Origin of the sequence: Mycobacterium sp. OAS707 (assembly GCF_014873705.1) — a bacterium.
Classification (GTDB): domain Bacteria; phylum Actinomycetota; class Actinomycetes; order Mycobacteriales; family Mycobacteriaceae; genus Mycobacterium.
On sequence record NZ_JADBDS010000001.1, the window covers coordinates 1,660,026 to 1,672,901 of the forward strand.

Here is a 12,876-nt window from a genome sequence, read left to right on the forward strand (position 1 = left end):
ATAATCGAACGCATGTTCGATGGCGAGCCACGATGACTTTCGGGCTCGATTCCGGTCAACACTGGAAAGCACACCGATAGCCCTGGAGGAATCGTGACTGAAAAGACGGCAACCGCGTTGCCCCCGTTGGTCGACCACGACACCTGGCGCGCCGCCCTCGACGAGCTACGCCGACGCGAGAAGGCAGCCACCCGCGAGCTGGACGCGATTGCCGCGCAGCGCCGTCGCCTGCCCATGGTCGAGATGCCGGACTACACACTGATCGGCAAGGACGGACCCGTCCGGCTGGCCGACGTCTTCGACGGACGCGCGCAGCTCATCGTCTACAACCACATGTGGGAGGACGGCGCCGAGTGGCAGTGCGGTGGGTGCACCGGCTTCACTTCGCAGTTCACCAGGCTCGAGTTCCTCGACAACTACGACGCGCGCTTCGTCATCGTCACCAACGGACCCATCGACGAAGCCCTCGCATACAAGGAACGCGTGGGCAACAAGATGGACTGGTACTCCTCGTCGGAGAGTTCGTTCGGCGCCGACGTCGATGCGCCGCCAGGAGGCGGATTCGCGGTGAATGTCTTTCTGCGTGACGGCGAAAGGGTGTATCGCACCTGGCACACCAATGGTCGCGGCACCGAACAGCTCAGCCACAGCTTCGCGCTGATCGACATCCTTCCGTGGGGCCGGCAAGAGGAATGGCAGGACTCGCCCGACGGTTGGCCGCAATCGCCGACCTACTCCAGATGGTCGGACTCCCCCGACATCGCCCGCGCCTACGGACCCAACGGCGGCAGCCGCTGACCTTACGGAATGTCGTGCTTGCCGAGTTCGTCGCGCGGCACGACCATCATCGGAGTGTCCAGCACCCGCAGCATCTTGGCGGCGGTCGAGCCCAGGAAGAGGCGCTTTGGCGCACTCAGCCGACTTGAACCGACCATGATGAGGTCGCCGTCGTGCCAGTCGAGTTTACGCACCGCCTCCTCGACGGTCGCCCCTTCCACGGCCGTAGCGGTCACCGGAAACCCTTCCGGCAGCGAGCTTTTCGCGGTTTCCAAAACCTGCTGCGCGTGCGCCATCGCGCGCTCACGGACCGCTTCCTCGTCGCCGCGCAACTGGCCGAATACCGGATCGAGCGCCACCAGCGAGACCAACCGCAGGGGTGTACCGGCCGCCTTGCTGAACTGAACGGCCTTCTCCAACAACAGATCCGCGCCCTGACGCTGCCCGAGTGCACAGGTGACTTCACGGACCCGATCGATCTTCGTGTCACGGGTGCCGCGTGCGGCGACCACGACGGGCACGGGCGCCGAGTGCAACAGTTCGTTGACCACGGAGCCCAGCGAATAACTGCCCGCCAGTCCACCGCCTGAGCCACCGACAACGATGAGGTCGGCCTCGAGTCGCGCGGTTTCCCGAATCAACCCGTCGGCGAAAGAGTCATCGAAGCTCACGTGGCTGTGCGCGGTGAGGTCGTCGGGCACCGATGCCAGCGCCTCGGTCAACCATTTCTCGGCCTGCTCGCCCAGCTTCGCCTCGTAGTCCCGCGCGCCCGTGAGCGTCGGCAGCGCCCGATCCGCAGGCAGGACGATGCACGCCTCTAACTCGGCATCGAGCGTCCTGGCAAGCCGCGCGCCAAGCGCCATCGCGTCAGCGCCGCCCGGTGTGGCCAGATAAGCAACGACCAGCTTCATGGGAGACATCCTGTCAACTCCCGGCAGCCGGTTAGGTCACTTTGGCGAGGACCCGCAATTAGTCGAGGTATTCGGCGGTGCCGTCCTCGAGCACCAGGCGCGCGTTGGACCCGTCGGGGTTGGCCGCCTCGGTGCGGAACACCGCATGCCCGGGGTCGGTCCGCCAGATCGACGTGGTGAGCGTCTCGCCTGGGAACACCGGTGAGGTGAAGCGAGCACCGACCTGTCGGACCTTGGTGGCGTCGCCGCCGCCGAGCTCGCCGACCAGCGCGCGCCCGGCGACCCCATATGTGCAGAGCCCGTGCAGGATTGGCTTGGGAAAGCCGGCGAGGTTCTGCGCGAACCATGGATCGCTGTGCAGCGGATTGCGGTCGCCGGACAACCGGTAGATCAGCGCCTGGTCTTCACGCGTCGGCAGTGCGACGCGCGCGTCCGGTTCCCGCTCGGGGATCTCCGGCGCGACGGGACGCTGCCCCGGCTGACCCCCGAAGCCACCCTCGCCGCGGATCACGGCCGTCGTCAACGTCTCGGTGACCACCTCGGAGGTGGCCGGATCGGTGCCCGTCGCCTTCAACATGACGATCGCGTTCTTGCCCTCGCCCTTGTCCTGAATATCGGCCACTTCGGCGACGACGCTGAGCTTGCCCGCCGGTGGCAACGGCTTGAACAACCGGATCTCCTGCGAACCGTGCAGCAGCATCGCGAAGTTGAAGGAGCCGATCTTGGCTGCCGCGGCGAACGGCAGGCAGGCGATAACCGCGTAGGTGGGCAGCACCTGCTGCGGGATGTCGTGACTGTTTTCCGTGGTGAACGCGAGATCGTCGACCCCCGCGCCGACGCCGAGCGCGTAGAGCAGGGTGTCGCGGTCGGTCCATTCGAAGACGGTCGGGTCGGTCTTGGCGCCTACGGCGGTGGGGTCAATCGGCATAGTCGGACGATATCGGGTCGGTCGAGGACCACGTCACACCTTGTTGACCTTCGCCGGGTAACGGGTGACCATGGCTCGCATGCGCTATGTCGTTACCGGCGGTACCGGGTTTATTGGCCGCCGAGTCGTGTCCGAGATCCTGGCCGGCAGCCACGACGCCGAGGTGTGCGTGCTGGTCCGGCGGAATTCGCTGGGACGGTTCGAACGGCTCGCCACCGAATGGGGTCCGCGGGCCAAGCCGCTGGTCGGTGATCTGACGGCAGCCGATCTGGGGCTTACCGACGAGGCGATCACCGAGTTGGGCGCCGTCGACCACGTCGTACATTGTGCGGCGATATACGACATCACCGCTGACGACGTCAGTCAGCGGGCCGCCAATGTCGAGGGCACCCGGGCGGTCATCGACCTGTGCCGACGACTGGATGCAACGCTGCATCACGTCTCGTCGATTGCCGTCGCAGGCACCTACCGCGGCGAGTTCACCGAAGACGACTTCGATGTGGCCCAGGAGCTACCGACGCCGTATCACCAGACGAAGTTCGAGGCAGAGTCGTTGGTCCGGTCCACGCCGGGGCTTCGCTACCGGGTGTACCGACCCGCCGTCGTGGTTGGTGACTCACGCACCGGCGAAATGGACAAGATCGACGGCCCGTACTACTTCTTCGGCCTGTTGGCGAAGCTCGCCGTGCTGCCCAGCTTTACCCCGATGGTGTTGCCCGACACCGGGCGCACCAACATCGTCCCCGTCGACTATGTGGTGGACGCTTTGGTTGAGCTGATGCACACCGACGGCCGAGACGGGCAGACCTTTCATCTCACGGCCCCGAAAACCATTGGGCTGCGCGGCATTTACCGCGGGGTCGCCGAAGCGGCGGGACTGCCGCCGCTGCGGGGCTCACTGCCTGGCGCGACCGCGACACCCTTCCTGCGCGTCAGCGGACGGGCGAAGATCCTGCGCAACATGGCCGCCACGCAACTCGGCATCCCGGGTGAGATCCTCGACGTCGTCGACCTGGTGCCGACGTTCGCGACGACGAACACGGTAGAAGCGTTGCGCGGCACAGGGATAACGGTGCCGGAGTTCGCATCGTACGCGCCGAAGTTGTGGCGGTACTGGGCCGACCACCTTGACCCCGACCGCGCCCGCCGCGACGATCCTGCCGGGCCGTTGGTCGACAAGCATGTGATCATCACCGGCGCATCAAGTGGTATCGGCCGCGCCTCGGCGATCGCGGTCGCCGAGCGCGGCGGATGCGTATTCGCGTTGGCGCGCAACGCCGAAGCACTCGACGGGCTGATTGCCGAGATCCGGGCCGCGGGCGGGCGGGCCTATGCCTTCACGTGCGACGTCACGGATTCGACGTCGGTCGAGCACACGGTCAAAGACATCCTCGGCCAGTTCGGCCACGTCGACTATCTGGTCAACAATGCGGGCAGGTCGATCCGCCGCTCGATCTCTGCATCCACCGATCGGCTGCACGACTATGAACGCGTGATGGCTGTCAACTACTTCGGTGCGGTCCGCATGGTCCTCGCCCTGCTACCGCATTGGCGTGAACGCCGGTTCGGCCATGTGGTCAACGTGTCCAGCGCCGGCGTGCAGGCCAGCAGCCCGAAATACAGCGCATACATTCCGAGCAAGGCTGCCTTGGACGCATTCGCCGAAGTGGTCGGCACCGAAACGCTCTCCGACCACATCACGTTCACGAGCATCCACATGCCGTTGGTCAAGACGCCGATGATCGCGCCGTCGCGCCGACTCAACCCGATGCCTCCTATCACCGCCGAGCATGCGGCGGCCATGGTGGTGCGGGGCCTCGTCGAGAAACCAGCGCGCATCGACACGCCGGTCGGAACGCTCGCCGATGTCGGGATGTATTTCACGCCGAAGCTGTCGCGGCGCGTGCTGCACCAGCTGTACCTCGGCTACCCCGATTCGCCTGCGGCCCGCGGACAGGACACCGAACGGGTTCAACAGCGCACACCGCGGCGGCCCAAGCGCCCGAAGCCGGCGGTCACGGCGTTGCGCGTGCCGCGAACCGTCAAGCGGGCGGTGCGGCTGGTGCCGGGCGTGCACTGGTAAGTGGCCGGCTCTATCGTTGGCGACGTGACTGCGCTGCCCGTCTTCGTCGACGTCGACACCGGCGTCGACGACGCGATGGCTCTGGTGTATTTGTTCGCAAGCGACGACGCCGAGGTCGTCGGCATCGCTTCGACTGCGGGAAACGTTCCGGTGCAACAGGTTTGCGAGAACAACCTGGCATTGCTCGAGATGTGCCGGATCGCGGGCGTGCCGGTGTCCAAGGGTTCCGAGCAGCCGATCAGCGCACCGCTTCGCACGGCTGAGGACACGCACGGCCCGCAGGGCATGGGCTACGCGACGCTGCCGTCGACGGATCGGGAACTCACTGCGTACGACGCAGCCGAAGCGTGGGTGCGGGCGGCACGCGCCTACCCCGGTGAGTTGGTGGCCATCGCGACCGGCCCGCTGACCAACTTGGCGCTGGCACTGCGCATCGAACCCGCGCTGCCCAAGCTGTTGCGGCGATTGGTGATCATGGGCGGCGCATTCGACTACCGCGGCAACACCACGCCCGTTGCCGAATGGAACATCAGCGTCGACCCGGAGGCTGCCGCCGAAGTGTTCGCGGTGTGGGGCGCGGCGTGGGGACTTCACCCACCCGAACACCTTCCGATCGTGCTGGGCCTGAACCTGACTGAGCACATCGCGATGACGCCTGCGCTGTTGTCCCGGCTAGCGACAGCGGCGGAGTCGTCGTCGACGCCCATGAGCGTGCTCGATGACCGCGGCACCAGGTCGGTGGCGTCCAACCCGCTGATCGCGGTGCTGGAGGACGCGATGCGGTTCTACTTCGAGTTCCACTTCGATCAGGGCGAGGGCTACCTGGCGCACCTGCATGACCCGCTGGCCGCGGCGGTGGCGCTTGACCCCGATCTGGTCCAGTGTCGGCCTGCCGCGATCGATGTCGAGTTGACGGGAACGCTCACTCGCGGCATGACCATCGCCGACTGGAGCAAGCACTGGGGACGAGAACCCAATGCGCTCATCGGAGTTGGCGTCGACCCCGCGGCCTTCTTCGACCGGTTCATCGCTCGGGTAGGGACCTTCGCGCAGCGCCTGGGCTAGCCCTTCTCACGCCGAAACTGCGGGGAGATCGCGGATTTCGTCGAAATCTCGATCTCGCCGCAGTTTCGCGGTGCTCAATCGGGCTCAGTCGTCGGTGACGACCAGCTTCACGTCGATGTTGCCGCGCGTGGCGTTGGAATACGGGCACACCTGATGCGCCTTTTCCGCCAACTGCTGGGCGGCGTCATGGTCAAGGTTGGGCAACGTCACCTCGAGTTCGACCGCGAGACCGAAGCCGCCGTTGTCGAGCTGGCCGAGCGAAACCCGCGCCCCTACAGCCGAATCCGATACGTCAGCCTTGTCCTGGCGGCCGACCAGTCGCAGCGCCGAGTGGTAGCAGGCGGCGTAGCCGACGGCGAAAAGCTGCTCGGGATTGGTGCCGTTGCCACTGCCGCCCATCTCCTTGGGGATGGCGAGGTCGAGATCGAGCTTGCCGTCCGAGGTGCGGCCATGGCCATCGCGCCCTTCGCCGGTGGCCAGCGCTTCGGCGGTGTAGAGGGTCTTCATGCGGATTCCTTTCGTTGCGATGCGTTGAGCGCATCGGTGAGGTGACGGACCGCATCGCGCAGGTCCGCGGCTTCTTGTTCGGTCATTCCGGTCGAGCCGAACAGCTGCTCGGGGATGCATTGGGCTTTGCGCTCGAGGCGACGGCCGGCCGGGGTCAGCGTGACCTCGACGAGGCGCTCGTCGTCCTGCGAGCGTTCGCGGCGGACAAACCCGTTGGCCTCCAACCGCTTCAGTAGCGGCGACAGGGTTCCCGAGTCGAGCTGCAGCCGCTCGCCGAGCCGCCCGACGGTGACACGTTCGTCTTCCCACAGCACCAGCAGCACGAGGTATTGCGGATACGTGAGGTTCAGCTCGGTCAGGATCGGCCGGTACGCGGCCGTCATCGCCCGCGACGCCGAATAGAGGGCGAAGCACAGCTGGCGATCAACGCTCATCGTAGCCATGCGCAGAACTGTAGCGCACAATTCAGTTGTGTACAACTAATCTAAGATCTACTCGTAGATCCCCTCGACGTACCACCGCCGCTGCCGATAGCACAGCAGCAGGGCTTGCGGCCGCTGATCACCGTTGACCAGCACCTGCGCCCGCGCGGTCCGGCCTGCCTTGGCCTGCTCGGGATCCCACCACCGCTCGTCTACCGGCCATGGTCCCGCCCACCAGGACAGCTTGCTGTCCCTCCCCGGCGAGGCCAGCCGCGACGGGTCGGCGGAGAACAGCCCGCGACCAGTCACCCGCACCGGGTTGCCGTCGGCGTCGAGCAATTCGACCGGATCGTCGAGCAGCACCGTCGGTGACGGCTCCGGCAGCTGACCTGGCCACGGCTGACCCGGATCGGCCCGCGGCACCAGCTCATCGCCAAGCGGGGCGAACGTGATGCGTTCGGCCGGCCCGCGACCGCCGCTGAGCACCGGCACCTGTACGGCTTCGGGCCCGAGTAGGCCCTGCACCCGCACCAGCGCGCGGCGAGCGCGTAGCCGGTCCTCCTCACCGATACCTCCCCACAACGGCAGCTGCAACGCCTCGGCCGACACCACCTCAACCGGCCGCAGCCGGATCAGCGTCACCGGCGCGGTCGGCCGGTCGTTCGGATTGCGTTTGTTCAGCCAGCCGTCCAGCTGCCAGCGCACCCGGTCAGCGGTGGCGTCCTCGGTCAGCGGTTCGGCGCACCGCCAAACACGTTCCAGCTCTTGACCATTGGCGGTGACAGCGTGGATCGCCAGCCGGGTGCATCCGACCCCGGCCGCCTCGAGGCTGCGATGCAGCGAGCTTGCCAGCGACCGGCCTGCGAACGCGGCGGCATCGACACGGTCGATCGGCGGATCACAGCTCATCACCGCGTCGAGTTCTGTCGGTGGCTCCTTACCCGATGGCCCGCGGGTCGGCTCGCCACGAGCGAACCGGTGCGCGGCGACGGCATCGGCGCCGAACCGGGACGCCACATCGCTGCGGGTAAGCGCGGCGAACTGACCGATATTGCGAATGCCCATGCGCCACAACAGGTCTGCTAGGTCCTCGCGGCCGGGCGCGGCCAGGCTGGGCTCGGTGGCCAGTTGCCGGATCGACAGTGCGGACAGGAACAGCGCGTCCTTGCCGGGTGCGATGATCCTGCCCGCCCTCGCAGCGAAGACGGCGGTGGCCAACTGGTCGGCGACGCCGACCTGACATTCGGCCCCCGCCGCCGCCACCGCATCGACCAATAGCTCAGCGGCTGCCTCTTCAGATCCGAAGTAGCGGGCCGCACCGCGCACGGACAACACCAGCAGGCCGGGCCGCAGCACCTCGGCCCGCGGCACCAGGTCGTCGACGGCTGCCGTCACGACTTCGAAATGGCGGGCATCGCGCGCGGGATCTGCCGTGACGACGTGCAGTTCCGGGCACCGCGCCTGAGATTCCCTGCGGCGCAGGCCTCGTCGCACGCCAGCCGCTCGCGCTGACGCCGAACACGCGATCACCCGGTTGGCCAGGGTGACCGCCGCCGGCGTCGTGGGAGGAAGGTCGGCGGCAGCCAACGCGGCGACCGCCGGCCAGTCCATGCACCACACGGCCAGCACTCTTGAGGTAGATCCGGAAGACACTCATCCGCCTACTGCCCGAACGGCCCCTCCGAAGGACCGACCCCTGGCCCGCATAGCCAGCCGCACCTTGCTGATCCGGCCGATCCCCGGGCGGCCGGGGCCAGTGACCTCGTAACCGCAGACCCTGGCCTCCAGCCGGGTGGACGCCCCTTGCCAGTCGCCACCGGTGACCAGCAGGGTGCACCCCTTCTGCCGCGCCCTGGCCACCACCGCCCGCGCCCGGCCCGCAGGCACCGACCGGCCACCAAGGCCGAGCACCACCAAGTCCATGCCATCCATCAGCACCGCGGCCACCTCGACCGGATCGGCGCCGGGTTCGGGGATGACCGCGATCCTGCTCAGGTCCGCGCCCATCTCGACGGCCGCCAGCAGTCCGACATCCGGCTGGCCGACGATCGCGGCGTGCCCACCTTCCGCCGTCACCGCCGCCACCATGCTCAACGACAGGGACCGAGCGCCCGACAGCACCGCCACCGTGCCCCGCGGCAACGGCGCAGGTAGCAGTTCGGACAGCGATTCGGGCACCGGCAGCAAAGATTCAGCGTCCGGTAGCGGGTCGATCGACGAAGCAGCGCCGCGGCGCCCGTCGCCCACCTTCCCGGACACCGCCGCGATCTTGCGACGCAGGTGTTCTACCTGCTCAGCGCGGTTGACGCGGCGCTGCTCCAGGCCCATTGCCACTGTCACAGCAGCACCTCCTGCATCATCAGAATCACTCTATTTTCGAATGTATGTTCGATGTCTCGAGTAAACACCCACCCACCGACACCGTCAAGCGACGATCAGATGCCGGCCCAGTCCACGACGAAACGGTGCGTGGGGTCAGCCGGGTCCACCGCGCACGTCAACTGAAGGCCGATGGCGAGGTTGGGCACCTGGGACACCGGCACCGCCTGAACGGCTCGGCCAGTCATCGGTGCCAGGTGCGGAAAGTGCAGTTCGACCTCGAGCATGTAGTGCGGAGCATCAATGAGTTCGGGTCTGCTGGCAGTCCTGCCAAGACTGCGCGCCGTCGTTCCGGTAGGAGCGAACGATTTCAACACCGCCGGTACGCGCTGACCGGTCGCCAGTAAGTCTGCCGCGGATATGAACGGATTCCCGAAGACTGTCTTGAGTTGGTCCGCAATGTCGCCGGACGGCGGCGAACCCGACCATCCTGTCTGCGGCGACCAACTCGACTGGTTGAAACTGACCACGGGCGGCGCATTGAAAACTGTTTGCATCGAAGCGGATCCCGCCTCCGGCGGTCGACTGAGATCGATCCGCACGCGTTGCGGATTGCCGGCATCAACCTGCACCGCGACCGTCCTGCCGACATGGATGGCGTCGAGCGTCCGCGGACGGAAATTCTGCCGAGCCGTCGCTTCGTAGGGTTCGCGACCCGGGACTTCCACGCTCAGACGTATTCGACACACGACCCGCTGGGCACCCTGAACCGCGTCACCCACGGCCCCACGGGTTTTCACTCCCAAGACCCGCGCGGTTCCAGTCAGCGCCTGGCCACGAATCTTGGTTTGCCTCGATCCGATGAACGTCATCCAAAGGCCCCATGCGATAACTCCCGCAATTACTGCGATCAGCCCCACGGCCAACCACGGCGTGTTGTCGGACTTGATCTGGAATGCCAGGTAGACCTCATTCATTGCAACAGTCTGCGCCGCTGAGAAGGTCAGCGGCATCGGGGAACCTTCCCTACATTTAGCGATACCACTGGTCAGGGGCCGCATAAGTTCCCATTGATCGATGGTGACATTGACAAATGTCATCATTCGGTGCTGTACTCCAGCGATGCTCAATGATGAGCGCGGATCGCTCCGTTCCCGCGGCGCCGCAGCAGTCAGCAGCCTGACCCTCCGGCAGATCGCCGCCGTGATTCCCTCCGAACCGGCATGGGGCATCTGGCTGTCTCGCCAGATCATCGCCCGCGTGATGGACACGTTCGGGCCGTCGCTCACCGGCACCCACGTCATCCCCGTCGACACCAGGACCTCCGATGGCCGCCGCGTCGTCGGCGAATGGGTCTACGGCGCCGGGGTGCCCCACGGTCCTGCCGATGCCGCAATCTATTTCGTTCACGGCAGCGGCTATGCCCTGTGCTCGCCACGGACACATCGACGGCTGGCCTCGTGGCTCTCCCGCCTGACCGGAATCCCGGTATTCAGCATCGACTACCGCCTGGCGCCAAAGTACCGATTCCCCACTGCCGCAGACGATGTCCGCTCCGGGTGGGACTGGCTGACCGGTGACTATGGGATTTCGCCCGAATGCACCATCGTGGCCGGCGACTCCGCAGGCGGGCATCTGTCGGTCGACCTGCTCCTGCAACCCGACGTCGTCCACCCGGCGGGCGCGGTATTGCTCTCCCCCGCGATCGACCTGACGTTCACCCTCGCCCGCACCCGCGAACGACTGCGCAGCGATCCGGCCGTCCGCTCTCGCGACGCCATCCGTCTCATCGAGTTGTACTGCGCGGACATCGATTCCAGCCATCCCCGGCTGAAGCTCGACGTCGCGGCCGGGCGCATCCTTCCGCCGACGCTGATCCAGGCCGGCGGAGCCGAGATGCTGGCCGCTGACGCGATCGCGCTAGCCGACCACATCCGCTCCGCAGGCGGACAGTGCGAACTGCAGATCTGGCCCGACCAGGTGCACGTCTTCCAGGCGCTCCCGCGAATCAGCCCGGAGGCCCGCCCGGCCATGCGCCATATCGCGGGCTTCATCGCACATGCATTGCGCCACAACCAAAAAGACAAGGCCGCGGGGTGATCCGCATGGGACTGTTCGGAACTTCGAAGAAGCGCAGCCACGATGCCGCCGCTGTCATCACCGGAGCGGGCAGCGGCATCGGCGCTGCGTTCGCGACAGAACTGGCGAGCCGCGGCGGTCGCGTCGTCTGCAGCGACATCGATGAAGAAGCAGCCCGTACAACGGCCGACGCGATCATCGCCGACGGCGGAAGCGCACTGGCCACCAAATGCGACGTAACCCAGGTCGACGAAGTGCAACGTCTCGCCGCTGATGCGCAGGACTGGTTCGGCGGGCCGCCGACGCTCGTCATCAACAACGCCGGCGTCGGCGCGGGCGGCACGGCGATCGGTGAAACCAGCCTCGATGACTGGAACTGGGTGCTGAGCATCAACCTGTGGGGTCCGATCAACGGCTGCCATGTATTCACGCCGATTCTGCGGGAAGCGCGCTTCGGCGGCATCATCAACGTGGCATCGGCTGCGGCGTTCGGCGCCGCACCCGGCATGGCCGCCTACAACGTCAGCAAGGCAGGCGTGCTCTCGCTGTCCGAGACGCTTGCCGCCGAACTGTCCGGCACCGGGGTGAATGTCACCGTGCTCTGCCCGACGTTCGTCAAGACCAATATCGTCGAATCCGGCCGCATCACAGCACAATCCAGCCAACTCGCCGATCGGCTGATGCGCTGGACGGGCTTCTCGTCCGAACGCGTGGCCCGGATGTGCCTGGACACCAACGACCGCGGCGGCCTGTACTGCATGCCGCAACCCGATGCCCGGATCGGCTGGGGCATCAAGCGTTTCACTCCGACGGTGTACACCCGCGCCGCCGGCCTCGCCAACCGCGTGACGACGTAGGAGGACGCGATGATCGACATGGATGTCATGCTGGCCAAGATCAAGGACCGCCAATGGGCGCTGGCCGACATCGACTGGGATGCACCGGGCGCCGAGATGATCACCGACGAGCAGCGCCCACAGTTGAAGGCATTCATGGCCGACCTGTGCTGGATCGAGAACATCGGCGCACGGGGTTTCGCCGCGCTGGCCAAGAAGGCGCCGACGCCCACCATCGCCGAGATCTATCGCTACTTCCACGCCGAGGAGCAACGGCACGCCAATGCCGAACTGGCACTGATGAAGCGGTGGGGCATGCTCTCCGACGGTGAAGTGCCCGAGCCGAACGTCAACATCCGGTTGGCCATCGACTGGTTGGACCGCTGGGCCGACGACATGCCGCTGTCGTTGCTCGGCACGGTGATCCCGATGCTGGAGGTCGCCCTTGACGGCGCGCTGCTGAAGTTCCTTCTCGACGAAGTGCACGATCCCGTGTGCCATCAGGTCTTCGAGAAGATCAACAACGACGAGTCCCGGCACCTCGTCGTCGATTTCGAGGTGCTCGACATGATCGGGCACGCCAAGATCCGGCGGATGTTGATCGACTTCATCGGCCACAACGCGACTCCCGGTCTCATCATCGGCGCGATCATGGGCGCACCGCTGATCAACCGGATCCGCAACGAGATCACGGCCATGGGCATGGAACCCGAGCGGCTTTACCGGGCCGTCAAGCGGTTCAAGGAGCTGGGTGATCGGGGCCAATACACCAGTCGCGTACCGACATACCGGTTCCTGAGGCGTTACGCAGGCGTGGTCACCAACCCGCGTCACCCGTACCACCTGCTGGCGAATTCGATGGTCTGGCTCTCCGACCGTTATCCGAGGCCGCTGCTGCCCTCAGTACCGAGCTGGGTCAAAGAGGTCACCCACGAGCCGGCGGCCTGAC

13 protein-coding genes are annotated in these 12,876 nt (G+C 66.4%); 6 read left to right on the forward strand and 7 right to left on the reverse strand.

The window, feature by feature from the left end; translation table 11 throughout:
• The first annotated feature begins 93 nt into the window (after positions 1–93).
• A complete protein-coding gene (locus tag GGC64_RS08215; RefSeq protein ID WP_192721899.1) occupies positions 94–798 on the forward strand; it encodes a DUF899 family protein in 705 nt (234 codons plus the stop codon).
• A gap of 2 nt (positions 799–800) precedes the next feature.
• On the opposite strand, the gene GGC64_RS08220 is transcribed toward GGC64_RS08215, so the two are convergent.
• Together GGC64_RS08220 and GGC64_RS08225 are read right to left on the reverse strand one after the other, a co-directional pair.
• Positions 801–1,688 carry a universal stress protein gene (locus GGC64_RS08220; protein ID WP_192721900.1) on the reverse strand — a complete coding sequence of 296 codons (888 nt, stop codon included), beginning with the start codon at positions 1,686–1,688 and terminating at the stop codon, positions 801–803.
• A gap of 58 nt (positions 1,689–1,746) precedes the next feature.
• Complete coding sequence (locus tag GGC64_RS08225; protein ID WP_192721901.1) at positions 1,747–2,616, reverse strand: MaoC/PaaZ C-terminal domain-containing protein; 870 nt, start codon at positions 2,614–2,616, stop codon at positions 1,747–1,749.
• A 79-nt stretch (positions 2,617–2,695) separates the two neighbouring features.
• On the opposite strand from GGC64_RS08225, the gene GGC64_RS08230 reads away from it, so the two are divergent.
• Both GGC64_RS08230 and GGC64_RS08235 read left to right on the forward strand, forming a co-directional pair.
• Positions 2,696–4,699, forward strand: a complete 2,004-nt coding sequence (locus GGC64_RS08230) for an SDR family oxidoreductase (RefSeq protein WP_192721902.1) — start codon at positions 2,696–2,698, stop codon at positions 4,697–4,699.
• Positions 4,700–4,732: 33 nt separating this feature from the next.
• The gene (locus GGC64_RS08235; protein ID WP_192722457.1) at positions 4,733–5,764 is read left to right on the forward strand and encodes a nucleoside hydrolase; all 1,032 of its coding nucleotides are present in this window, start codon (positions 4,733–4,735) and stop codon (positions 5,762–5,764) included.
• Between the two features lie 84 nt (positions 5,765–5,848).
• On the opposite strand, the gene GGC64_RS08240 is transcribed toward GGC64_RS08235, so the two are convergent.
• From GGC64_RS08240 to GGC64_RS08260, 5 genes are all read right to left on the reverse strand, one after another.
• The gene (locus GGC64_RS08240; RefSeq protein ID WP_192721903.1) at positions 5,849–6,271 is read right to left on the reverse strand and encodes an organic hydroperoxide resistance protein; all 423 of its coding nucleotides are present in this window, start codon (positions 6,269–6,271) and stop codon (positions 5,849–5,851) included.
• Entirely contained in the window at positions 6,268–6,714 is a 447-nt protein-coding gene (locus tag GGC64_RS08245) for a MarR family winged helix-turn-helix transcriptional regulator (protein WP_192721904.1), read from the reverse strand. Before GGC64_RS08245 ends, GGC64_RS08240 begins: the two co-directional genes overlap by 4 nt.
• Positions 6,715–6,762: 48 nt before the next feature.
• A complete protein-coding gene (locus GGC64_RS08250) occupies positions 6,763–8,304 on the reverse strand; it encodes a DNA polymerase Y family protein (RefSeq protein ID WP_192721905.1) in 1,542 nt (513 codons plus the stop codon).
• A gap of 42 nt (positions 8,305–8,346) precedes the next feature.
• Entirely contained in the window at positions 8,347–9,033 is a 687-nt protein-coding gene (locus tag GGC64_RS08255) for a hypothetical protein (RefSeq protein WP_370582025.1), read from the reverse strand.
• Positions 9,034–9,128: 95 nt separating this feature from the next.
• Positions 9,129–10,115: a hypothetical protein gene (locus tag GGC64_RS08260; RefSeq protein WP_192721906.1), complete on the reverse strand. Its 987-nt coding sequence runs from the start codon at positions 10,113–10,115 to the stop codon at positions 9,129–9,131.
• 19 nt (positions 10,116–10,134) lie between these two features.
• On the opposite strand from GGC64_RS08260, the gene GGC64_RS08265 reads away from it, so the two are divergent.
• The 3 genes from GGC64_RS08265 to GGC64_RS08275 are packed head-to-tail and all read left to right on the forward strand — an operon-like array spanning position 10,135 to position 12,875.
• A complete protein-coding gene (locus GGC64_RS08265) occupies positions 10,135–11,112 on the forward strand; it encodes an alpha/beta hydrolase (RefSeq protein ID WP_192721907.1) in 978 nt (325 codons plus the stop codon).
• A gap of 5 nt (positions 11,113–11,117) precedes the next feature.
• A complete protein-coding gene (locus GGC64_RS08270; protein ID WP_192721908.1) occupies positions 11,118–11,948 on the forward strand; it encodes an SDR family NAD(P)-dependent oxidoreductase in 831 nt (276 codons plus the stop codon).
• A 9-nt stretch (positions 11,949–11,957) separates the two neighbouring features.
• Positions 11,958–12,875, forward strand: coding sequence for a ferritin-like domain-containing protein (locus GGC64_RS08275; RefSeq protein ID WP_192721909.1), 918 nt, complete (start codon positions 11,958–11,960; stop codon positions 12,873–12,875).
• The last annotated feature ends 1 nt before the right edge of the window (position 12,876 follow it).